Raw genomic sequence first — 24199 nt, 5'->3', positions numbered from 1 at the left:
CGTTAAATAGTTGATTTTTTTAAAAGATTGACTACGGTTTGATCTGTTTTAAAAGTTACATCGGCTTCAGTTAAGTCGCTTAAGTTAACCCATCTAAAAGATTGGCTGCTATTTTCATCGAAATCAAAAACTTTAGTTTTAAAGGCTAATTGTAAAGGATGTACTGCTTTAACCAAATAATACACACTAATGATCTGGCTTTCATTAAACGACGATTTTTCATAAAAATCTGTCGTGTAAAAATGATTTACAACTTCAATTTCTGCATTACACTCTTCTATAAATTCACGCTTTAGTGCAGTAATTAGCCCCTCTCCCAATTCCAATCCACCACCCGGAAACTTGGTAAAATATTGTTGATACTCGTATTCATCGCTTAACAAAACTTGATTTTGGGCATTCATGAGCAAACCATAAACCCTTACATTGAAATAACTCATTGATTAAAATGTTTTTGGTTTTTGGTTACATTTTCCATGTTCCATTTAATTTCAGCTTTAAATTCTTCTTGTCTAACGCCACAATGATGCATCTTACAATAATTGCAACAAGCTGGCAAACACGGATCGGCATGAATAAACAATTCTGTTTTATGCGAACCAGAAACATTAATCAAGTTGTCGATGCTGGAGATTTCTTGATGAACTGCATTTAAATCGTAGTAATAAGGTAAGGTTACGTGACAGTCGATATGCAAATCAGCACCATATTGCTGGGCCCTTAGGTTATGTACATCAATCCAACTGTCTAATCTATTCTCTTGTAAAATGGTTACGATATCTTCTACCAGCTCTATGTTACTTTCGTCCATTAGCCCCCCAACAGATCTTCTCGTTAATTTATAGCCGTTGTAAATGATGTATAGCCCCAATAAAATAGAAATAGCTCCATCTAACCAATAAATTTGGGTCAACTGAATTAAAATAATGCCAATTACCAATCCTCCACTGCTGATCGAATCGGTATGAAGATGTTTACCATCTGCCTCTAAAGTGATCGATTTGGTCTTTTTCCCTACGTTAATCAGATAAAAGCCTACAATCATGTTAATTAATCCAGTTACACCGATAATAATAGCCCCTTCATAGAGTTGCTTAATTTCATTGGGATAAATTAGATCATAACTAGATTTCAGGATAATGATGATCCCTGCAATACCAATTAGAATCCCTTCAACAAATGCAGAGAAAAACTCTACTTTGCCATGCCCATAGGGATGATTTTCATCTTTGGGCAAAGTACTCAGGTAAATGCTATAAAAAGCGAAAGCACTGGCCAATACATTCACAATACTTTCTGCGGCATCTGTCAATATCGCATTTGCATTGGTAAGGAAGTAGGCCACAAACTTGGCAAGCATTAATAAGATACTTACACAGAGGGAAATAAGGATCGCTTTCTTTTTTGGCTGCAAGATGAGATGTTTTAGACGTCAAAAATACATTTTAACCCTGAATTTTTACGAAAATTATCTTTTTTTAGTGCCTAATTGCAATAGGTTTTTATATTTGCGCATTCACAAAAACATTATGACATTTTTATCCCGAAGAATTAATAGTCTATCTGAGTCAGCCACACTTAAAATGACTAAACTTGGTCGCGAATTAGCGGCAAAAGGCGTTAATATTATCAGTTTAAGTATTGGTGAGCCTGACTTTAATACACCAGAACATGTAAAAGATGCCGCTAAGAAAGCTTTGGATGAAAATTACACCCATTATTCTCCGGTACCGGGCTATCCTGAATTACGTCAGGCCATTGCCAATAAATTAAAAAGAGAAAATAACCTAGATTATGATATTTCTCAGATCGTGGTTTCTACTGGTGCAAAACAGTCTTTATCTAATGTCATCCTCACCTTGGTTAACCCAGGTGAAGAAGTGATTATCCCTACGCCTTATTGGGTTTCTTACTCAGAAATGGTGGTATTGGCAGAAGGTAAATCTGTTTTTATAGACACAGATATTGAAAGTGATTTTAAAATTACGCCTGCTCAACTTGAAGCAGCAATTACCCCAAAAACAAAGCTTTTCATGTTTTCTTCGCCTTGTAACCCAACAGGCTCTGTTTATAGCAAAGCTGAATTGGCTGCATTGGTTGAGGTATTTGAAAGATATCCAAACATCTTTATTCTATCGGATGAGATTTATGAACATATCAATTTTGTTGACAAACATGAATCTATTGCACAATTTGACAGCATTAAAGAACGTGTAATTATTGTAAATGGTTTTTCTAAAGCTTTTGCAATGACTGGATGGAGACTAGGTTACATTGCAGCAAGCAAAGAAATAGCAGCAGCGAATGATAAAATGCAAGGACAAACCACCTCCGGTACTTGTTCTATCTCTCAACGTGCCGGCATTGTAGCTTATGACCAAGGCTTAGAAAGTGTTTTGGAAATGAAAAAAGCTTTTGCCAGACGCAGGTTATTGGTATATGATTTATTGAATGACATTCCGGGTGTAAAAACAAACTTACCTGATGGTGCATTTTATTTCTTTCCAGAAATTAGCTCATTCTTTGGTAAAAAAGATGCCGATGGAAACATTATTAAAGATTCTGCAGATTTAGCTTTATATCTTTTAAATGTAGGCCATGTGGCAACGGTAGGTGGCGATTCTTTTGGTAACAACAACTACATCCGCTTATCTTACGCTGCATCAGACGAAAGCTTAGTGGAGGCATTAAGAAGAATTAAAGAAGCATTGGCAAAATTGCAATAACATTCCTCTTCATTTAAAAGGGAATAAAAATATAAAAGGAGCCCCAAATTGGGGCTCCTTTTTTTTCACCTATATTTTAATAATTATACTAAGCTATTAAGAACGGATTGCCTCTACAGGATCTAACCTCGAAGCAGAATAAGCTGGCCAGAAGCCAGATATCAATCCAATGATAACCGAAACACCTATACCCAATACAATATTGCTTACATAAAGGATAATTTCGACATCAAAGCCATGGGTTGCAATTAGTGTTAAAATATACACCAAGCCAAGTCCGAGCAAACCACCCATGATACACAAGGCTACAGATTCAAAGATAAACTGCAACAGGATAAAGTAATTTTTGGCACCCAAAGATTTTTGGATACCGATAATATTTGTACGCTCTTTTACAGAAACAAACATAATGTTGGCGATACCAAAACCACCTACAAGAATAGAGAAACCTCCAATAATCCAACCTGCAATCTTCACTACACCAAACATTACATCCAATTGATTAGAGATCATGGTTGTTTTATTGAGTGAGAAATCATCTTCTTGTCCTGGTCTTAAACGGTGAATAGAACGCATTAATCCTTTCAATTCACTTTCTACATCTTCGAAGCTCACATTGTCTTTACCTCTTACCGTAACCTGAGGGTTGTAACGTTCATTCTCCACATCAAACATACTTTTGGCTAAATTGAGCGGAATCAATACATTTTTATCTTGCGACATGCCCATCATGTCATCACCTTCTTTTTTAAATACGCCTACAACAGTAATCCTTCGGCCCATTATCTTTACTTGTTTGCCAATAGGATCTTCGCCATTAAACAATCCATCTGCAATATCGGCGCCAACTACACAAACCGGAGACCCCGATTTACCTTCACTTTCTGTAAAATATCTTCCATCTTGAAATTCTAGAGTCCAAGTCTGATCATATTCTTGAGTAGCTGTATTTAACGTTGCCCCTTCTACAGAGTTGCTTCTATATTTAATAGTCCGGTTGTTTGCTGAAGCCTCAAAGCAAATGCCTTGAGCCATTTCCATACGATCTTTTAGAGCAATATAATCCCTTAATGAAGGCTCTGGACGGTTAACATATTTCCACCAAGGAAAATTCCCGCTAAAAATCCACGGCCATTTTTGAATGAAGATGGTTTTAGAACCTAGTTTATCTACACTACTCTGCAATTTATTGCGCATGGTATCTACGCCCGTAAAAACGGCGATAATGATAAATATACCAATGGATATGCCCAGTAAAGAAAGCATTGTTCTGAGTTTATTTTGGCGAAGGGCGTCCCATGCAAATCTGAAACTCTCACCAACTAGTCTAAAAATCATCATCATACAGTTTAGACCAAAAATACCTAAAAAGGTTACAGTTACTCTACTATATTATAAAAAATACATTGCAAATATTTTTGGCTCAAGCACCTTTAATTATTAATTGCAGAAAAAAGAATTAAAATTCGTAAATTTGCGCCCTAATTTACTACATCAAAAAAACATGAAATTATCTCAATTTAAGTTTAATTTACCTGAATCGCTTTTAGCGAACAATCCTGCCGAAAATAGAGACGAAGCCCGTTTAATGGTTTTGCACAAAGATAGTGGCAAGATTGAGCATAAAATCTTCAAAGATGTTTTAGGGTATTTTGATGACCAGGATGTAATGATCCTTAACAATACCAAAGTTTTTCCTGCTCGTTTATATGGCAACAAAGAAAAAACTGGTGCAACTATTGAAGTTTTTTTACTTCGCGAGTTAAATAAAGAACTACGTTTATGGGATGTGCTAGTAGATCCTGCTCGTAAAATCCGTGTTGGCAACAAATTATATTTTGGCGATGACGATCTTTTGGTTGCTGAAGTAGTTGACAATACCACCAGCCGTGGACGTACCATTCGTTTCTTATTTGATGGTACTGACGAAGAGTTCAGAAAAAATGTGGAAATTTTGGGTGAAACACCACTTCCTAAATACATCAAACGTAAAGCTACAGCTCAAGATAAAGAACGTTATCAAACTATATTTGCTAAACATGAAGGCGCCGTAGCAGCTCCAACTGCTGGTTTACACTTTAGCAGAGAGTTGATGAAACGTTTAGAACTGAAAGGTGTAAACTTTGCTGAAGTTACATTACACGTTGGTTTAGGTACCTTTAGACCAGTGGAGGTTGAAGATTTGACCAAACATAAAATGGATTCTGAGCAATTCATTATTGAGCCACCTGCGGTTAATATCGTAAACAAGGCCATTGATGATAAAAGAAGAATTTGTGCCGTAGGTACCACTTCAATGCGTGCAATTGAATCGGCTGTTTCTTCTAACAGAAGATTAAAAGAGGCAAATGATTGGACCAGCAAATTTATCTTTCCTCCTTACGATTTTAGCATTGCAAATTGTATGATCACCAATTTCCACACCCCTGAATCTACATTATTGATGATGGTAAGTGCATTTGGTGGATACGAAAATGTAATGAATGCATACCAAGTAGCGTTAAAAGAGAAGTATCGCTTTTATAGCTATGGCGATGCAATGTTAATTATATAACTAGATACAAGTATCGAGTATCAAGTATCGAGATTTGTGTCTTGATACTTGATACTTAAATCTTGATACTTAAAAATGAAATATTACGCAATAATTGTTGGGGGTGGTTCAGGTAAGCGGATGCAGAATGCAATTGCCAAACAATTTTTATTGCTTAAGAACAAGCCTGTGCTCATGCACACCCTCTCGACTTTTCACTCCTCTCCTTTTAAGCCCGAAATTATTTTAGTGCTCCATCCCCATTTACATCAGTATTGGGAAGAACTTCGTTTAAAGTATGATTTCACTATTCCACATTTATTGATCAGAGGTGGCGACCAAAGATTTCATTCGGTAAGAAATGGCTTGATGGCGATTAAAGGTGAAGGAATAGTGGCAATCCACGATGCAGTTAGACCTTTGGTTAGTCAGAAACTGATTACCAATACCTTTGAGCATGCTGAAGAAAATGGAAATGCCGTTTGCTGTATTAAACCAAGTGATTCTGTAAGAAGGGTTAAAACAACGCAACAAAGCAAAGTCATTAACAGAGATGAGCTGGTGATGATCCAAACACCACAAGTTTTTGAAATTAGCCAATTGAGAAAAGCTTATCAACAACCTTATAGGGCCAAATTTACAGATGATGCTACTGTAGTTGAAAAAGCTGGATTTGCCATCAATTTGGTTGAAGGCGAAAGAAATAACTTAAAAATTACCTATCCTGAAGATTTAGAACTTGCAAATTTCTTGTTAAAGTAAAAAATCGTCATTCCGAACATCATCCAAGCACTCGCTCATCCTAAGTTCGAAATGACGGAACCCTAGGTCAATTAGGCTGCGCTTTTGATTACCCTTAAAAGAATAGCTACAATTGCGATCACCAATAGCAGGTGAATAATACCGCCCGTATAATAGCCTCCTAAAAAGCTAATTGCCCATATAATTACTAAAATAACTGCAATAACATAAAGTAGATTTCCCATAACATTTAGTTTTTTAATGAATTTGTGGATGATTTCATTTCCTAAACATTAACAACAACTTTATTAAATTGTTCTGTAAAATAAAAAAAGCCCCAATTTCACATCAGGGCTTTTAGTAGGTTGAGATTTTAATATTCATCTTCGTTAAAAAAGAAGTCATCTTTAGTCGGATAATCTGGCCAGATTTCTTCTATCGTTTCATAAGGCTCACCATCGTCTTCCAAAGCTTGTAAATTTTCAATCACCTCTACAGGTGCACCAGAACGGATACCGTAATCTATTAATTCGTCTTTTGTTGCAGGCCATGGAGCGTCTTCCAAGTGCGATGCGAGTTCTAATGTCCAATACATATTCTTAATATTAATTATTCTTAATTCTGAAAGCGCAAAAGTATGTTAAAAAAAATGAGCAAAACAAATATTTTTTTCCACTATTTAAATTCGTGGTATCCATATGTTTTCTGCCGTCTTAGCATCTGCATTCAGTTTACGTGCCAAAACAAACAAATAATCGCTTAATCTATTTAAATAAATTGTAATATTGCTGTCAACAAAACTATCAACTGCCAATTGCACAGTTAATCTTTCGGCTCTTCTACAAACACAACGTGCTAAATGACAATAAGATACAACTGTATTTCCACCTGGCAACACAAAATGTTTCAAGGCTGGTAAAACTTCGTTCATCTGGTCCATCTCTTGCTCTAATAGCGTAATATCACTTGCTAACAAGTCGGGAATTTTCATTTTGGAACGTTCAGGATCGGAAGCCAAAGATGACCCAATTGTGAATAACCTGTCCTGAATTTCTTTCAAAATCTGTTGATGATGTACTTCAATTTCCTGGCACATGATTAAACCAATATAAGAATTGAGCTCATCAACAGTACCGTAAGTCTCGATCCTTACATGGTATTTAGGTACTCTGGTTCCTCCAATTAATGAGGTTTGACCCTTGTCTCCTGTTTTGGTATAGATTTTCATTTGTAATAAAGTTGAAGGTTCAAAGTAGAAAGTTCAAAGTAAAAAATTAAAGGTTAAAAGTTGAAGGTAGACTTGATCATCCCTTTATTCTAACTCATTATTCAAACCTTAAGGTATAAATTTTCATTTGATACACCAAAGACTTGTACTTTGGATTCATAACACAAAGCCTTTTTTCTTACACCCTGAAAATTTTAATGGATACTTTCAAAGTCATCGCCTTTTTTCTCCAGATGAGATAATCTTGGCGACACTGTTTTGATATCCTCATTGGCATAATCTTTTTCGATCAAACCATCACGCATACGTACAATTCGGTGTGCATGTTGAGCAATATCTTCTTCGTGGGTTACCAGAATAATGGTATTCCCTTTACTGTGAATTTCTTCTAACAAACCCATAATCTCTATGGAAGTCTTGGTGTCCAAGTTACCCGTTGGCTCATCGGCCAAAATAATAGAGGGGTTATTGATCAATGCTCTGGCTACTGCAACACGTTGACGTTGACCACCTGAAAGTTCATTGGGTTTATGGGTTACACGATTACCTAGACCTACATTTTCTAAAGCTTTGGTAGCACGCTCATCGCGTTCTTTTTTACCTGCACCAGCATAAATCAATGGTAGGGCAACATTGTCTAATGAAGTAGAACGAGGCAATAAGTTAAAGGTTTGAAAAACAAAACCAATCTCTTTGTTTCGTACTTCAGCTAACTCATTGTCTGTCATCTGACTAACATTAATTCCATTTAAAATGTAATCGCCTTTGCTTGGTGTATCTAAGCAGCCTAAAATATTCATCAAAGTAGACTTTCCAGAACCTGAAGGCCCCATTAAGGCAACAAATTCTCCTTTATTGATACTTAGACTTACAGATTTTAATGCGTGAATAACTTCTGAACCAATAACGTATTTACGACCTATATCTTTAATGGTAATCAATGCTTTCTCCATTTGTTTTTTCTTTTTTAGACAGGCTATCCCTATATAATGTTACAGCTACGATTATTTTTCTATGATCTTGGGCACGAAGAAGAAACTTTCGTTGTGTTTAGCGGCATTTTTTAACCCCTCACTTACACTAATTTCTTGTTTCACTACATCTTCACGCCATACATTTACTTCTTCGTTCATGTAAACTAATGGTTTTACACCTGTGGTATCTAGCTCATTTAGCTTTTCCATAAAAGTAAGTATCTTATTCATTTCTACAGTTAATGTATCAACCTCGTTATCTTTTATAGCTATTCTGGCTAAATCGGCCACTTTATGAACCGTTTGTTTATCAATTATCATGATGTAATAATTTACTGTCGATCTTTTTAAAAACTTCTTCTTTTAAAGCATCTGCACTTTCTACGGCTAAGGTACTAGTTAAAATGGGTTCGTGCACATAAATATTGCCAATACCTGGTCTTGTTCCGTATTTATAACCATTGTCCCACATCAGTTTCCAGATATTAACGAGACTTACTGGTACAATAGGAATATTTTTTTCAATGGCCAACCTGAAGGGGCCATTTTTAAACTCATGCAAAACCGGTGGGTATAGATCATCAATCCTTCCTTCTGGAAAAATGATCAGGCTCATCCCCTTTTCTAAATTTTCTCCTGCTTTTTTAAATGCCCTAAATGCCGAAATATTACTTTCTCTCGAAACGGCAATATCAATAGTTTTAAAAAACATACCCAAAACAGGATTTTTCGTCAACTCTTCTTTGCCCATAAAATGATACCTCCCTTTGGCCAATAAGCAAAAAAGAACGATATCTAAATTAGAACTGTGGTTTGCACAATAGATATAGGTTTGCTTGGAATTTAGCTTCTTTTCAAATTTAAAATTCAGATAAACCCCTGCTAGTGTAGTGCTAATCAAAGCATGAAAAGCCCTTAATTTATTCAAATAGTAATAGTATTTCGGTTTTCGTGTACCCAAGTAATAGAGTGGCCAAAACAAAAAGAAGAAAAATACAATGCAAAACGAAAAGTAAAAAAAATGTATTCTTTTGAGCAGTTTAATCATCTAAACCAAAAATACAAAATATGATAATCTATTTATTTTATTTTTCTAAAAAGCTAGCCAAGCTTAAATACTAATTTAACTTTTATTAACCATTCAAATCTTTATTTAACTAATAATTAACAATTAGCCTTGTCAAACTATTTTTTAGTGCAAAAAAAATTATTTAACATTGGCAACAATAGCGCCTATGCTGAACATGGTATCGAATAAATCAGAAAATGATGTATTGTTGATTAAACTCAAGAATGGTGAGGCTACTGCATTTGAAGAAATCTACAATCAATACCGAAGCAAAATATATACTTATGCATTGAAACTGTGCAAATCGACAGTTATTGCTGAAGAAATTACCCAAGAAGTATTTATCAAAATTTGGCAAAAACGAGAGCAGCTTAATCCAGAGCTTCATTTTGGTGCCTATTTAAAAAAGATTGTTTTAAATGATGTGTTGAATCATTTGAAAAAAGTAGCGAGAGAAAAAACTTTACAAGACGAGCTCTTTTCATATCTCAGTGCAATTAAAAATAGTTCGGAAGATCGGCTTTTAGAAAAAGAACTGCTCAAGACCTATGAGGAAGCCATTGCCCAATTACCCCCTCAAAAAAAAATCATCTATCAACTGAGCAGAAATGAGGAGCTTACCCATGATGAGATTGCCAAAAAGCTCAACATTTCTAAAAACACAGTAAAAAACCACATGGTAGAAGCCACTAAATTTATTCGCAATTATGTGAGTAAACATGGAAGTATCATCTGTTTTTTAATGGCCGCCTCAAATTATTTTCGGTCCAACTAGTCCTATCCCTTTTTTCAATTGTATTAGTTATAAATGGATTTGGCAGCGGAGCCAAGTTCTTTAGTTCAACTGTATATTGAAAACGCAACAAGAATTCAAACACCTATATCAACTGTACCTCACCAATCAGTGTACGGCACAAGAGCTGGAAGCATTTTTTGCGCTTTTACGTAACCATGGAAATGACGAAGAAATCACAGCTTTGCTAGCAGATACCTGGGATGAAACACAAACCGTTCCAGATACAGGCTTAACACCTCAATTTCTTCCACTTTATACGGAGAAAATTGAACCTAAGGTTGTTCCAACCAAAAAATTGATTCCTTATCGATTAATTGCTATTGCTGCAAGTATCCTAATCGTTTTCGCCAGTTTGGTTTTTTTCAAGAATAACCTATCTAACCTTATCGATCCCGTACAACAACAGGCAATGCTTACCCATGGAGAACGTAAACAGTTGCAACTGGACGATGGTACTAAAGTATGGTTAAGTCCAAATAGTAAATTAAGCTATCCAGACAAATTTACGAGCAAGCAAAGATTAGTTAGCCTTGATGGAGAAGCATTTTTTGAAGTGGCTCATGATGCAGCACATCCATTTATTATCAAAACAGGCAAAGTAAGCACAACAGTGCTTGGCACATCTTTTAATATTAATGCATATCAACAAAAACACACCATAAATGTAACCCTGGTTAGCGGAAAGGTAGCAGTGGCCCTTAACACTAAAAATGTTACCATGTTGCCAAATCAACAAATTATTGTCGACAAAACAACAGCCCAACTAACCAAAATTGATTTCCCAGGTGCCGCTTCCTTTCTACATAAGCGGTTAGGCTTATATGAATATCAAGGAACGGCACTGAAGGAGGTCATTAAAGATTTGGAAACACAATATGGTATCCAAATACAATTGGATAGTGAATTAGTTGAAAGCAATTTTTATGGAAATTTAAACATGAACGATCCGATTAGCCAAACCTTAAATAAACTGGGTACGGTAATGGAAATCAAATGGAAAAGAAATGGAGGGCAATATGTAATCATCAAATAAGTGCTCGATCCTGTAGTACAGAACCGAGCAAATATCTACATCAATTCAATGCCCAAGCCTTGAGAACTATAGGGCAATAAAATCAATTAATAGTATAAAGTTATGAATACTCAGCGAGCTTATCAAAATAATGTATAGATATAGCTTAACGAAGTAGACATTCAAATAAAACCCACACAAAATGAAAAAAATCGAACCTAAAAGGTTCTTAATCTTTATTGCGATTATATTGTTGCTGTTAATAATGGTACAATCGCAAGCTCATGCTCAAAGTATGCTTGAAAAAAAGATGAGTATCCAAATAAAGGATGAGTTTCTTAAAAATGCACTAGATAAAATTACGACAGAAAGTGGCATTAAATTCACCTATAACGAACAAATTGCCAAGAGTAAAATCAAAATTACTGTAATTGCTAAAGACAAAATGTTAAAAGAGATTTTAACCACGGCTTTTGCAGACCAAGCCTTGATATTTAGTCAGTTGGACCAAGAAATATTTATCAGATTTGATCCTTCAAAAACAAAAAAGGTAATCGCCGGTCCGGCGGCTAATCCGGCACAAACAGGAGAGAAATATAACATTAGTGGCACCGTGAAATCTAAAAACAGTGGTGAAACCTTAATTGGTGCCACAATTAGGGTTACTGGCACAACAGCATTAGTGGCTACCAGCAACGAATATGGTTTTTACTCGTTAAGCCTACCCAAAGGCAGCTATACTGTTGAGGTAAAAACAGTAGGAAATAAAACCTTTAGAGAAACTCTTGATCTCGATAAAAATCTAGTACTCAACATCTCACTCGAAGATGAGAGCAATCAATTAGAAATGGTAACGGTTACTGCTTCGCCAAGTCAAAGGAATATCAAAACTACCCAAATGGGCATGGAACGCCTAAGTATTGTAGAAACCAAAACTGTTCCTGTTTTAATGGGCGAACCAGATGTGATCAAAACCTTACAATTGTTACCAGGTGTTAAAACCGGAGGTGAAGGTACTGGAGGCATGTTTGTACGTGGCGGTGGTGCCGATCAAAATATGATTTTATTAGATGAGGCCCCTGTTTACAATGCCTCTCACCTTTTGGGTTTCTTCTCTACCTTTAATTCTGATGCCATTAAAAATGTAACCCTGTACAAAGGCGGAATGCCCGCCCAATATGGTGGTGGCCTCTCTTCGGTATTAGATGTAAAGATGAACGATGGAAACAATCAAAAATTTGGGGTAAATGGCGGAATTGGCCTCATTGCTGCCCGACTTAATTTGGAAGGCCCGATACAAAAAGGAAAATCTTCTTTCTTGATCTCAGCCAGAAGAACTTATGCCGATATGTTTTTGAAATTATCTAGCGACACCTCGATCAACAAAACTCAATTGTATTTTTACGATCTTAACCTAAAGGCCAACTACATTTTGGGCGATAAAGACCGTTTGTATATTTCTGGTTATTTTGGAAAGGATGTATTAACGTCAGACAACCTTTCTGGTATCAATTGGGGCAATGCAACATCTACCCTACGTTGGAACCATGTATTTAGTCCTAAGCTCTTTTCTAATACCTCTGTTATTTTTAGCAATTACAATTATAAAATTCGAGCCAATAATGATGAAACCTCACTAAGCTTATTTTCACAAATCCGCGATTGGAATTTCAAGGAGGATATGCAATGGTATGCCAATGATAAGAATACCATCAGTTTCGGCATCAACTCTATTTACCATACCATTAAACCTGGTGAAGTGCAGGCCATAGGTAATTCTGGTTTCATTTCGCAAAACTTACAGAATAGGTTTTCATTAGAGAACGCTGCTTATATCAGTAATACCTGGAAAGCCAGCGATCGTTTTAGCCTTACTTATGGGCTAAGGCTTTCAGCATTCAGTATTTTTGGCAAAGGAGAGTATTTCACCATTGATAATGATGGAGATGTAATTGGCAGCAAAAGTTATAAAAGTGGAGAGTTGGTTAAAACATATTTCACGCTCGAGCCAAGGTTAGCAGCATCGTTCCAGGTGAATGAATCTACTGCACTTAAGGCTTCTTTTGTAAGAAATGCACAAAATCTGCATCTTATTTCTAATTCTAACGCCGCCTCACCAACAGACAGATGGGTGGCCAGCACCAACCTCATCAAACCAGAATTGAGCGACCAAGTATCATTAGGTTATTATAAAAATTTTGCTTTCAATAGTTTCGAGTTCACAGCCGAAACTTATTATAAAACGCTGCAAAACCAGATCGATTACCGCAATGGCGCTGATATATTTACGAATAAACCGATAGAAACACAATTGTTGTTTGGTAAAGGCAGAGCTTATGGTTTGGAGCTGTTATTGAAAAAGAAAACTGGCAGGTTAACCGGTTGGTTGGGTTATACCATTTCTAGAACAGAAAGAAAAATCGATGGTATCAATAACAATGAGTGGTACAAAGCCAGACAAGACAAAACCCATGATATTTCATTGGTTACCATTTATCAATTGAGCAAAAAGTGGACAGTTTCTGCCAACTGGGTATATGCTACCGGAAATGCAGTAACCTTTCCTAATGGCAAATACACCATGTTAGGTCAAAGTTATTACTATTTTTCTGAGCGTAATGCAGATCGGATGCCAGCTTACCACAGATTAGATTTAGGCGCTACACACCAATTGAAACAGACCAAAAAATTCTCTTCGGAGCTTACTTTTAGTCTTTACAATGCCTACGGAAGAAAAAATCCATTCCGTATTGCTTTCAAGGATAGTGAAACAAATCCTAATCAAACTGAAGCCATCAGAACAACCTTGTTCAGGTTTGTTCCATCAATCTCTTATAATTTTAAATTCTAGTATATGAAATTCTTATATCGACTTATATTCTTTGCCAGCTTTAGCCTCTTATTGGCCTGCGAAGACCCCATCACGCTTCAATTGAAAGACAATACCCCGAAATATGTAATTGAGGGCATGGTTACCAATGAGGCAGGAGCTTGCTGGGTAAATGTGAGCCAAACCAAAAGCCTGAGCGAGAGCAATCAATTTAATGGAGTTAGTGGTGCTATTGTAAAAATAGCCTACAATGGCAACACCATTACATTAACAGAAACTGAAAAAGGCGTATACAAAACCAATTTGATCAATGGTACTCCGGGAGTAACCTATCAGCTCAATGTCAATATCAGAGGCGAAGTCTTTACGGCATCGAGTAAAATGCCAGCAGTGGTTCCTTTTCTCGACTTTAAGCTTAAACCGAGCGATTATGATACCGTGAGAACTACACCCATGGTTAAATTCAAAGATCCGGATGGTGTAAACAATTATTATTGGTTTCAGCAGTACATTAACGATAAACTTCAAAGCCAATATAAGGTGTTGAATGATGAGTTTACACCTGGACAAGAAGTAAACGATTACCTGGTATTTGAAAATACGACCAAAAACAACAGCAAAAACATTAAAAGAGGTGATAAGTTAACTGCAGAAATGCATAGCATTGATCCTGCTGTTTACACCTACCTATTTAGCCTTAGCAATGCCAATGGCTCATTAGATGGTGCAGCACCAGCCAACCCATTGAGCAATATAAAAGGTGGTGCACTTGGTTTTTTTAGTGCCCATACTGTTGAACGAAAAACATTGGTTATTCCTTAATTTTTCAAACTGTTATAGAGATTAGATGAAAGAGGTCGCCTTTGTGGTGGCCTCTTTCATTTTAACATGAATCCATTTTAGATGGTTATCCTTTCGTAATTTTTGTGCCTCTAGATAATTCATCAGCAGAAAACTGATTAAAGAATGTATTTTGCTCATAATTTATTTTTAATTTCGCCAACATGAAAGAAACGGTTGTAAGCGGCATTAGGCCGACAGGAAAGCTACATTTAGGAAATTATTTTGGTGCTGTAACCAATTTTGTAAAGATGCAGTACGATTACAACTGCTATTTTTTTATTGCAGATCTTCATTCACTAACCACTCACCCTACTCCGGCCGATTTACATGGTTATGTTAAACATGTATTGGTAGAGTATTTGGCTTGTGGTATCAACCCTGAAGAAACCACGATCTATATCCAATCGGATGTTCCAGAAGTTTCAGAACTTTATTTATACCTAAATATGAATGCTTATTTAGGAGAACTAGAACGCAGTGCGTCTTTTAAAGATAAAATTCGTTCGCATCCCGATAATGTAAATGCAGGTTTATTAACGTATCCAACATTAATGGCAGCTGATATTTTAATCCACAGGGCAAATAAAGTTCCTGTAGGTAAAGATCAGGAGCAACATTTGGAAATGACCAGAACGTTTAGCAACCGCTTTAATAGATTATATAACACAGATTATTTTCCTGAGTCTTTTGCATTTAATTACGCAGACAACTTGGTAAAGGTACCCGGATTGGAAGGTAAAGGTAAAATGAGCAAATCAGACGGTGATGGAAACTGTATCTATTTAGCTGATAGTCCTGAAGTAATTCGCAAAAAAGTTTCAAGAGCAGTGAGCGACAGTGGTCCGACCGAAGAAAATCAGGCCAAACCAGAAGCTATTCAAAACTTGTTCGATTTGATGAAAATTGTTTCAACTACCGATACGGTTGAGCATTTTGATGGATTGTACAATAAAATGCAAATTCGTTATGGCGATATGAAAAAGCAGTTGGCAGAGGATATGATTGTATTTAACACGCCAATTAGAGAACGCATTGAAGAACTTTCTAAAGATGATACTTATTTAAGACAAGTAGCAAAACATGGTGCTTTAAAGGCTAGAGAAAGTGCGCAAAAAACAATCAGAGAAGTAAGAGAATTAATAGGTTTTAAAAGTTTTTAATAGTAGTATTGTGTAATGTGAACGGCGTTTAACCAAACGCCAAAAGCAAAACGTACGCTCAAATCATCAGAAAGAAATATGCACATAGCAATAGTTGGAAACATTGGCGCAGGCAAAACTACATTAACTGGTCTGCTTGCCAAAAATTATGGTTGGGAAGCGCTCTATGAGGCCGTAGATAACAATCCTTATTTAGAAGATTTTTATGGAGACATGAAACGTTGGAGTTTCAATCTTCAGATCTATTTTTTAAATAGTCGTTTTCAACAGATTGTAGAAATTGAAACCAATAAACGCAATGTGATACAAGATCGTACCATTTATGAAGATGCACACATTTTTGCAGACAACCTGCACGAAATGGGCTTAATGACTTCGAGAGATCATGACAATTACAAAGCAATATTCGACAATATAACCTCATTTATTAAACCACCAGATTTATTGGTGTATTTAAGAGCATCTGTACCTACTTTGGTCAACAATATCCAACGTCGTGGTAGAGAGTACGAAGCAAGTATCCGTATCGATTATTTATCAAAACTAAATGAGAAATACGAAGCTTGGATTAAGAACTACAGTTTAGGTAAGCTTTTAATTTTAGATAAAGACAAACTTGATTTTACAAATAGTCCTGAAGATTTAGGCACTGTAATTCAAGCTATTGAAGCAGAAATTAACGGACTTTTTTAAATCACTATTGAAAACCTTAGGCATCATTCCTGCTCGTTTTGCGTCGACCAGATTTCCTGGTAAACCATTGGTTGACATTGGCGGAAAAACCATGATCCAAAGGGTTTATGAACAAGCGTTAAAAGCCAATTTAGATCAAGTTGTTGTAGCTACCGACGATGAAAGAATTGCGAGTACGGTAACAACATTTGGTGGTAAATTTGTAATGACCAGTGCCCAACATCAAAGCGGAACAGATCGTTGTGCCGAAGTAGCCCAGCAACTGCCAGGTTTTGACGTAGTGATCAATATTCAGGGTGATGAGCCTTTTATAGACCCACAACAAATTTCATTGGTCAGTTCTTGTTTCGAAGATGAGACTGTGCAATTGGCTACTTTAGTTAAAGAAATTAAAGAGGATACTGAGCTTTTTAATGTCAACATTCCTAAAGTTGTGATCAACGTTAACCAAGAAGCCATTTATTTTAGCCGTCATCCTATCCCCTATATCCGTAATGCGGTGCAAGAAAATTGGGCAAAAACACATCAGTTTTATAAACATATTGGAATTTATGGCTACAGAACCACTACATTATTGGCCATTACCAAACTTGCTCCTTCTTCTTTAGAGTTGGCAGAAAGCTTAGAACAATTGCGTTGGTTAGAAAATGGCTATCAGATTAAAACAAAGGTAACTGATATCGAAACGATAGCTATCGATACGCCAGAAGATCTACAAAAAATAGTTTTTTAAGATATTTTTTTATCTTCGATAGCTAATTAATCATCATATGAAATCTTCTTCCCTAAGCTTACTTATCCTTGTCTTGTTTTTTGCTGCTTGCAATAGCAATCCATCAAAAGAAACAGCAATAGATACCAAAAAAACAGTCTTACAAGCATTTTCAGATACGGTTAAATTAGACACCTTTAAAATTGAGTTAAAAGGTGAAAAAGCGAAGGACATGTCGCTCCTATTTACCATTACTTCTTACAAAGGTGTACAAATCTACAAGCAAGAGATCAAGGCAGCAGAACTTTTAAAAAGTTACCTGGCCAGTGCCGAGTTGAAAAAAGAAGAAGAAAAAGTTAAATTCTTAAATGATGAGATCAATTACTTCTTTGATGAGCAACACTTTTTAATCCCAGCGGTTACCGAACAAGAACAACCAGACAATAATGTTCCCGATAAGGATTTTTATAATGAACTTAAACAAACCATGCTCAATGGTTTTGATTACAGGCTTGGTAAAGACACTAAGATCTATATTGCCTGGTCTGTTAAAGAACAAAAAGTAAAAGCATACTACAAGTGTTGTGAACTAGCTAAATAAAAGTTTTTAGGTTTTATTAAATAAGAAATCGAACAAATTCACTTCGGGCTTTAAAGCCAATTTTTTACGCAAACGATACCTACTTACCTCTACAGCCCGGGGAGTAATGTTTAAGAGCTGTGCAATTTCTTTTGACGAAAGGTTCATTTTTAGATAGGCACAGAGCTTTAAATCGCTTGGACTCAAATTAGGATATTTATCTTTCAGGTTGCTTAAAAAGTTAGCGTGAACGTGGTCAAAATGGACAGCAAACTGGTCCCAATCACTATCTAGCTTTTTAGCCTCATTTAACAAACGAATTACCTTTTTAATATCATTAGCTGTGTCTTTATTGGTGGTTTGCTGTACCAAAGGCAAAAGCTCATCTCCTATTTTAGATAATAATTTACCACGTTGCACCAAATGCATGGTAGTAGTGGCCAATTCTTTATTTTTAAACTCTACATCAGCCTCTAATTGTTTCTTTTGGAGTTTGGTTATCTGTTGTTCGTTTCTTTCTATTTCTAATTGATGTTTTTGTCTTAAGTTATCCTGCTCCTTTTGATGTTCCTTCTCTTGGAATTTAATTAATAAATACAAGAGAAAGATAAAACCAATAAAATAAATGATATAGGCAAAATTGCTTCGATACCAGGCTGGTGCAATGGTAAAGCTATAAGTTACAGGCTCAGATTCGTTACCCAGGTTGTTTCTTGCCTTAACTTTAAAGGTATAGTTGCCATGTGCCAAATTGGTATAATCTTTTTCACTTTTACTGCTCCATGCAGACCAATCGTCATCATAGCCTTTCAGCTGAAAGCTATATTCAATATTCTCTCTTTGTTCAAATAAGGTAGACGCATATTCAAAATGTAGCGAATTAAACTTATAAGGCAATTTAGCGTTGTATTTCTTTTGGGGTTTTACATTGTTAAAATAGCCACCAAACAATATACTATCTGTTTTACCCATGATACGGATTTGGCCTAACAATACATTTGGCTTATAGATATTGGCCGCATATTTCTGATAATCTAAATGGATTAGCCCTTTATTGGCACCGATAAATATATTGTTATCGTTATAAGGGTATATATTTTCGAAACCGGCTACAATCTTTTGAGATAGCTCTGGAAGTTCAACAATAGTAAAATTCTGATTTCCGCTTTTCTTCTTTAAATCAACAACACCTACCTTTTTATCTGATACAAACCACAGTTTACCCGTATCATCTTCAACTAAACATTGAATAGGAATACTTTTAAAAATTGGTCTGAAAAAGCTGCTGACTTGAAATTTTTTCTTTTTTGGATTATACTCATAAATCCCATCAGATGTGGCCGCTACTATTTTATTTTTAAGTGCAAACACATAATTATATAAGGTTAATGGCAAACCATCTTTTTCTGTCATCAAGCTTGTTTTAACAATTCTTTGCTTGTCGGCAGAAAGATCCATCTTAAAAATACCCCTGTACGGATGTGACGCCCAAATACAGTTTACTTTATTGTCTATGGCCACAAATCTTAAGGGTTCATTTAAAGAGAGGAAGTTTCGATTATTTACCAGCTCATCATCTTTAAAATCCAAAATCTGCAAACCAGTGTAAGTTCCCGTAATTACTTTATCGCCCAATGGCCTGTACAACCAGGTCCCAATGGCATCGTACAATTGTTTGGCATTGTTGTTTTTCACATCAAATGCACCTTCTTCGTTTGCCAATAACAAATGTTTGTTAATTTCTGCCAAACCCCAGGTTTGCCCCTTGGTATTGTTTACTTCTGCAAATTTCGATTTGCTATTGCTAATATCTGTCTGATTGAGATCTACAGGTGCCGAAAACAAGCCATTAGATGTACCAACATATAATCTATGGTCGAAGATTCGACTGGCATAACTCGAGATCTGTTTATTCCGATCGGGATAGATATGTTTGATTGCACTGTTAAATGCAATAAATGAGATCCCATCGTCAAGCCCTAGCCATAGGTTTTGGTGGTGATCAATAAAAATACTTCTAATGTTATTGTTCAATAACCCTTCGGCATAAGAAAACTGTCTTTCCAGCTCTCCTTTTTTATTAATGATCAATAAAGCCGATGAGGTGGTACCCAAAGCATATAAATCATCATTGATCTGAATGGCTCCATTGATCCGATCATTATAAAATATATGGTCTAGTGGGCTATTCTTTTTAATCAGTTTATTATTTATTAACAAAAACAACCCATCTTTTAAAGTTGTAATTAATAAAGTATCCCCTTTGTAGGGAAGTGTAGCAGTAATGTTGGCATTGATGATCCTTGGATCGTTACACTTCACTATCCACTTTCCATCTTTCAGGGTTTTTAAGCCAATGTTTATTTCTTGAGCCACAACTTCATTGTTGGCTACCCCCATGTAAACCCAGGTTAATTGAGTTCTATATACCTCTATTTTATTGTTCTTTAGCTTAAATATCTTGGTTACTGTTCTAAAATAGACTTCATCATTTAGTAACACGATATTCCAAACATCAGCAAATTGACGATCTGCTGCTGGTATCAGATTTTTAAGCGATTTATAGGTCAGTGTTCCATTCTTATCAGGGTAATAATAGCCAATCTCGTCTTGTGCACCCACAAAGATCTTTCCTTGTTTGTCTATCTTCACCGATCTTAAAACAGTTTTATTAGGAAAAGGATAACGTTTCCAATACGCACCATTAAAAGTTAACAGCCCTTCATTATTGGCAAAATATAAAACTCCTTGATGATCTTGTGCAATGCCCCAGTTCTGGGTACCCGCTCCATAGTCTAAACCAGTATAGCTTGTTACCTGTGGCAAGCCAATTGGATCTTGGGCATTTACCATACCAACTGGCAATAAATAGAATAATAAGATCAAAAAGATAAACCTCATTTCTTTAAAAAAGATTAGTTCAGTTAGTAGTTTACAATTGGTTATAGTACTTGGTAGTTATTGTTTCATGAAGATAAGAAAATTCATCTTGTTGTGGTAACATATTGCGTATTCTAATCGATTTTGCAGAAAAAAGTACTTCTTGTATGGGTATTGTAGTGGGTCACTTTTTCACATTCGGGTAGTTGTACGTATATATTTGTGTTACATCCATTGCCAAAATTGACTTGTTTCTACTCGTTAACAATGGTGATGAACTAACTAAAATATAAACTTTAATTTATTTGTTATGAAAGGAAAATCTACGTTCATTCTTTTGCTGTTTTCCCTGTTTTTTTCTGCCAGTGTCTGGGCGCAAGAAATAGACGTATCGGGAAAAGTAATCTCCAAAATTGATGGGCTGCCCATACCAGGGGTGTCAGTTCAAATTGAAGGAACAAAAACCGGAGTGGCCACCGACCAAAATGGTGCCTTCCGAATCAAAGTTCCCAAACTAGGTGCAGTGCTTGTCTTTTCACAAATAGGCATGGAAACCCAAAGCTTTACTGTAAACAACAACCAACCTATTAGTATTGTATTAACCGAACAAACTAGCGGCTTGGGTGAGGTAGTAGTAATTGGTTATGGTACACAAAAGAAAAGTGTGGTTACAGGAGCTATTTCTCAAGTAAAGGCTTCCGATTTAGAAAATATGCCCGTTACACGTATCGAGCAATCATTACAAGGTAGAACGTCAGGCTTAACCATTACTTCGAGTTCTGGCCAACCTGGCGATGGCGCTACACTGCGGATTAGGGGTACAACCTCTATCAATAACAGTGAAGCCTTGTATGTAGTAGATGGTGTGCAAGTTGGTGGTGGTATAGACTACCTTAACCAAGCAGACATCGAATCTATTGAGGTTTTAAAAGATGCAGCCTCTGCGGCCATTTATGGTGCAAGAGCAGCAAATGGCGTTATTATCATCACTACAAAAAGAGGAAGTAAAAGTGGAAAGATGAGTGTAAATTACAACACTTACCTGGGCACACAAGCACCGGCTAGAAAACTAGACCTGCTAAATGCCACACAATTTGCTACACTATATAACGAAGCCCAGTTAACGGCAACGCCAAATATACCAGCCCCACGTTTCCCTAATCCATCGCAATATGGAGTGGGTACAGATTGGCAAGCAGCTGTATTTAACAACAGTGCTAAAATCCAAAATCACGAATTAAGCATAAGTGGTGGTAATGAAAAATCTACCTATTATAGTTCTTTTGGCTATTTCGATCAAGATGGTATTGTAGCTACCAGTAACTCAAAATACAAAAGATTTACTGCCCGTTTCAATTCAGACCACCAGATTACCAAAGCCATCAAATTTGGCCAGACCATTGGCTACACCCGTACCAATTCTGTAGGTGTAGGTACCAATAGCGAATATGGTTCGCCGTTGGGCAGAGCGATCAATATGGATCCTATAACCCCAATTATTGAAACTGATCCTGCAAAGATTAATGCAAGTCCATATAGTACAAACCCAGTAGTAAGAAATGCACAAGGTTTCCCATTCGGGATATCTACAATTGCGCAATCAGAGATCCTAAATCCATTAGCGGCATTGGCAGTAGCACAAGGCAATGGCTGGTCTGATAAAATTGTAGGTAATGCTTATGTTGAGGCAGAAATTATCAAAGGATTAAAAATAAGATCGCAAGGTGGTGTCGATTTGGCATTTTATGGTGGACAAGGCTTCACTCCTGTTCATTATTTAAGTCCAACTTTTAGTGTGCTTGTAAATTCTTACAACAGAAACCTTAATAGAGGTTTGTTCTGGTCGTTAGAAAATACAGTTAGTTATACCAAATCCATCCAAAAACATAATTTCACTGCCTTATTAGGTTATTCAGCACAGAAAAACAAAGGCGAAGGACAAAGTGTAGCCTACCAAAATCTACCTGTAGACAATCTTAAAGATGCTTCATTAAGGTTTGCAGTAGCCAGAGAAAATCGCGATGGTGGAGGTTTTGAATATCTCAATACATTGAACTCTGCATTTGCTCGTTTAACTTATGATTACGATGAGAAATATTTATTTACTGGTATCATCCGTAGAGATGGATCATCACGTTTTGGACCGAACAACAAGTTTGGTTACTTCCCTTCTGCTTCTGCAGGTTGGGTCATCACCAAAGAGAGCTTCTTTCCTCAAAATAAATATGTTACTTTCTTAAAGTTCAGAGGCTCATATGGGGTAACAGGTAATGATAACATTGGCGATTTTAGATACCTATCTACGGTAAGTGGTGGCAGAAACTACACTTTGGGTACTAGCGCAGGTTTAAATATCGGCGTTAGTCCAGATGCATTATCTAATCCAGATTTAAGATGGGAAGAAACATCTTCTACCGATGTTGGTTTAGATGCAACCTTGTTTAACAACATCAGTTTAACGGCCAACTGGTATAAAAAGAAAACCAGCGGTATGTTATTACAAATTGCCGTACCGGGTTATGTAGGTAACAATGGTCCGATTGGTAATATTGCCGATCTTGAAAACTCTGGTTTTGAGTTGGAATTGGGTTATAACAAAAAGATTGGCGATTTTTCATTTAGAGTTGCTGCCAATGGATCATTTGTAAAAAACAAAATCGTATTCTTAGGTGCTGACAAAGAATTTTTAGGTGGTCAAACAGTAACCCCTCAAAACTTGGAGGTTACACGTACCAAACTTGGCCATGCCATTGGTTCATTTTATGGCTATAGAAGTGATGGGTTGTTCCAAAATCAAGCAGAAATCAACAATTACAAGAATAGTGCTGGTGGTTTAATCCAACCAAATGCTAAACCTGGTGATATTAAATTTATTGATGTAAATGGTAATGGATCAATTGACCCTAATGATAGACAGATTATTGGCGATCCAACCCCAGATTTCACTTATGGCATTACCTTCAATGCGGCCTACAAAGGTTTCGATATGGTGGTATTAGGTCAAGGTGTTGCTGGTAACCAGATCTTTAATGCAACAAGAAGATTTGATTTACCAACTTCAAACTACACCACTGCTATTTTAAACAGATGGACAGGTGAAGGTACAAGCAACAAAGTACCACGACTAACTTTAAACGATACCAATGAGAACTACAGTAGAGTATCTAGCCTATTTATAGAAGATGGTTCTTATTTCAGGATCAAAACATTACAGATCGGTTATACCCTACCTAATAAGTTGACCCAAAAAGCAGGCATCAACAAAATAAGATTTTATTTGATGGCGAACAATTTATTAACCCTAACAAAATATACAGGCTTTGACCCAGAGATTGGTGGTGGCAGTTATGGTGTAGATCGTGGTTTTTATCCACAAGCAAGAACTTATTTTGCTGGTATAAATGTTGGTTTTTAATAATTAT

22 protein-coding genes are annotated in these 24199 nt (G+C 36.3%); 12 read left to right on the top strand and 10 right to left on the bottom strand.

Annotated features, from left to right (window positions below):
- Window positions 1-2: 2 nt before the first annotated feature.
- Both AQF98_RS08210 and AQF98_RS08205 read right to left on the bottom strand, forming a co-directional pair.
- The gene (locus AQF98_RS08210; protein WP_055131457.1) at window positions 3-440 is read right to left on the bottom strand and encodes an NUDIX domain-containing protein; all 438 of its coding nucleotides are present in this window, start codon (window positions 438-440) and stop codon (window positions 3-5) included.
- Complete coding sequence (locus AQF98_RS08205) at window positions 437-1360, bottom strand: cation diffusion facilitator family transporter (protein ID WP_055131456.1); 924 nt, start codon at window positions 1358-1360, stop codon at window positions 437-439. Before AQF98_RS08205 ends, AQF98_RS08210 begins: the two co-directional genes overlap by 4 nt.
- Window positions 1361-1529: 169 nt before the next feature.
- Here AQF98_RS08205 and AQF98_RS08200 point away from each other — a divergent pair, with 169 nt between their 5' ends.
- Window positions 1530-2726: a pyridoxal phosphate-dependent aminotransferase gene (locus AQF98_RS08200; protein WP_200911860.1), complete on the top strand. Its 1197-nt coding sequence runs from the start codon at window positions 1530-1532 to the stop codon at window positions 2724-2726.
- A 96-nt stretch (window positions 2727-2822) separates the two neighbouring features.
- Here AQF98_RS08200 and AQF98_RS08195 read toward each other — a convergent pair whose 3' ends face one another.
- Window positions 2823-4067 carry an ABC transporter permease gene (locus AQF98_RS08195; protein WP_055132091.1) on the bottom strand — a complete coding sequence of 415 codons (1245 nt, stop codon included), beginning with the start codon at window positions 4065-4067 and terminating at the stop codon, window positions 2823-2825.
- A 163-nt stretch (window positions 4068-4230) separates the two neighbouring features.
- Between AQF98_RS08195 and queA the strand changes: the two genes are divergently transcribed.
- Both queA and AQF98_RS08185 read left to right on the top strand, forming a co-directional pair.
- Window positions 4231-5280 carry a tRNA preQ1(34) S-adenosylmethionine ribosyltransferase-isomerase QueA gene (gene queA / locus AQF98_RS08190; RefSeq protein WP_055131454.1) on the top strand — a complete coding sequence of 350 codons (1050 nt, stop codon included), beginning with the start codon at window positions 4231-4233 and terminating at the stop codon, window positions 5278-5280.
- Between the two features lie 75 nt (window positions 5281-5355).
- Entirely contained in the window at window positions 5356-6021 is a 666-nt protein-coding gene (locus AQF98_RS08185; RefSeq protein WP_055131453.1) for a 2-C-methyl-D-erythritol 4-phosphate cytidylyltransferase, read from the top strand.
- 71 nt (window positions 6022-6092) lie between these two features.
- On the opposite strand, the gene AQF98_RS22030 is transcribed toward AQF98_RS08185, so the two are convergent.
- The 6 genes from AQF98_RS22030 to AQF98_RS08160 all read right to left on the bottom strand — a co-directional run bounded on the left by AQF98_RS22030 (window position 6093) and on the right by AQF98_RS08160 (window position 9130).
- A complete protein-coding gene (locus AQF98_RS22030; protein WP_152969672.1) occupies window positions 6093-6245 on the bottom strand; it encodes a lmo0937 family membrane protein in 153 nt (50 codons plus the stop codon).
- A 128-nt stretch (window positions 6246-6373) separates the two neighbouring features.
- Complete coding sequence (locus tag AQF98_RS08180; RefSeq protein ID WP_008240955.1) at window positions 6374-6595, bottom strand: DUF2795 domain-containing protein; 222 nt, start codon at window positions 6593-6595, stop codon at window positions 6374-6376.
- 84 nt (window positions 6596-6679) lie between these two features.
- Window positions 6680-7228: a cob(I)yrinic acid a,c-diamide adenosyltransferase gene (locus AQF98_RS08175; protein WP_055131452.1), complete on the bottom strand. Its 549-nt coding sequence runs from the start codon at window positions 7226-7228 to the stop codon at window positions 6680-6682.
- A gap of 194 nt (window positions 7229-7422) precedes the next feature.
- Entirely contained in the window at window positions 7423-8181 is a 759-nt protein-coding gene (locus AQF98_RS08170; protein WP_055131451.1) for an ABC transporter ATP-binding protein, read from the bottom strand.
- A 51-nt stretch (window positions 8182-8232) separates the two neighbouring features.
- A complete protein-coding gene (gene gatC / locus AQF98_RS08165) occupies window positions 8233-8523 on the bottom strand; it encodes an Asp-tRNA(Asn)/Glu-tRNA(Gln) amidotransferase subunit GatC (protein ID WP_055131450.1) in 291 nt (96 codons plus the stop codon).
- Window positions 8513-9130, bottom strand: a complete 618-nt coding sequence (locus AQF98_RS08160; RefSeq protein ID WP_235524198.1) for a 1-acyl-sn-glycerol-3-phosphate acyltransferase — start codon at window positions 9128-9130, stop codon at window positions 8513-8515. Before AQF98_RS08160 ends, gatC begins: the two co-directional genes overlap by 11 nt.
- A 289-nt stretch (window positions 9131-9419) precedes the next feature.
- Between AQF98_RS08160 and AQF98_RS08155 the strand changes: the two genes are divergently transcribed.
- From AQF98_RS08155 to AQF98_RS08120, 8 genes are all read left to right on the top strand, one after another.
- Window positions 9420-10046, top strand: a complete 627-nt coding sequence (locus tag AQF98_RS08155; protein WP_152969671.1) for an RNA polymerase sigma factor — start codon at window positions 9420-9422, stop codon at window positions 10044-10046.
- A gap of 76 nt (window positions 10047-10122) precedes the next feature.
- Window positions 10123-11100: a FecR family protein gene (locus AQF98_RS08150; RefSeq protein ID WP_055131447.1), complete on the top strand. Its 978-nt coding sequence runs from the start codon at window positions 10123-10125 to the stop codon at window positions 11098-11100.
- A 181-nt stretch (window positions 11101-11281) separates the two neighbouring features.
- Window positions 11282-13930, top strand: a complete 2649-nt coding sequence (locus AQF98_RS08145) for a TonB-dependent receptor (RefSeq protein WP_082434946.1) — start codon at window positions 11282-11284, stop codon at window positions 13928-13930.
- A 3-nt stretch (window positions 13931-13933) separates the two neighbouring features.
- On the top strand, window positions 13934-14731 hold the full coding sequence (locus AQF98_RS08140; protein WP_055131446.1) for a DUF4249 domain-containing protein: 798 nt from the start codon (window positions 13934-13936) through the stop codon (window positions 14729-14731).
- A 182-nt stretch (window positions 14732-14913) separates the two neighbouring features.
- Window positions 14914-15912, top strand: a complete 999-nt coding sequence (gene trpS / locus AQF98_RS08135) for a tryptophan--tRNA ligase (RefSeq protein ID WP_055131445.1) — start codon at window positions 14914-14916, stop codon at window positions 15910-15912.
- A gap of 78 nt (window positions 15913-15990) precedes the next feature.
- Window positions 15991-16605, top strand: coding sequence for a deoxynucleoside kinase (locus tag AQF98_RS08130; RefSeq protein WP_055131444.1), 615 nt, complete (start codon window positions 15991-15993; stop codon window positions 16603-16605).
- 7 nt (window positions 16606-16612) lie between these two features.
- Window positions 16613-17338 carry a 3-deoxy-manno-octulosonate cytidylyltransferase gene (kdsB, locus tag AQF98_RS08125; RefSeq protein ID WP_055132089.1) on the top strand — a complete coding sequence of 242 codons (726 nt, stop codon included), beginning with the start codon at window positions 16613-16615 and terminating at the stop codon, window positions 17336-17338.
- 37 nt (window positions 17339-17375) lie between these two features.
- Window positions 17376-17918: a hypothetical protein gene (locus AQF98_RS08120; protein WP_055131443.1), complete on the top strand. Its 543-nt coding sequence runs from the start codon at window positions 17376-17378 to the stop codon at window positions 17916-17918.
- Window positions 17919-17924: 6 nt separating this feature from the next.
- Here the strand turns inward: AQF98_RS08120 and AQF98_RS08115 are convergent, their stop codons facing one another.
- On the bottom strand, window positions 17925-20798 hold the full coding sequence (locus AQF98_RS08115) for a triple tyrosine motif-containing protein (RefSeq protein ID WP_055131442.1): 2874 nt from the start codon (window positions 20796-20798) through the stop codon (window positions 17925-17927).
- 289 nt (window positions 20799-21087) lie between these two features.
- Here AQF98_RS08115 and AQF98_RS08110 point away from each other — a divergent pair, with 289 nt between their 5' ends.
- Complete coding sequence (locus tag AQF98_RS08110) at window positions 21088-24192, top strand: TonB-dependent receptor (RefSeq protein WP_055131441.1); 3105 nt, start codon at window positions 21088-21090, stop codon at window positions 24190-24192.
- Window positions 24193-24199 lie beyond the last annotated feature (7 nt).

This window comes from Pedobacter sp. Hv1, assembly GCF_001412215.1.
In the GTDB taxonomy this organism is placed as follows: Bacteria; Bacteroidota; Bacteroidia; order Sphingobacteriales; family Sphingobacteriaceae; genus Pedobacter.
Note: the sequence above shows the minus strand (reverse complement) of the source record. Positions and strands in the feature narration are given on the sequence as shown.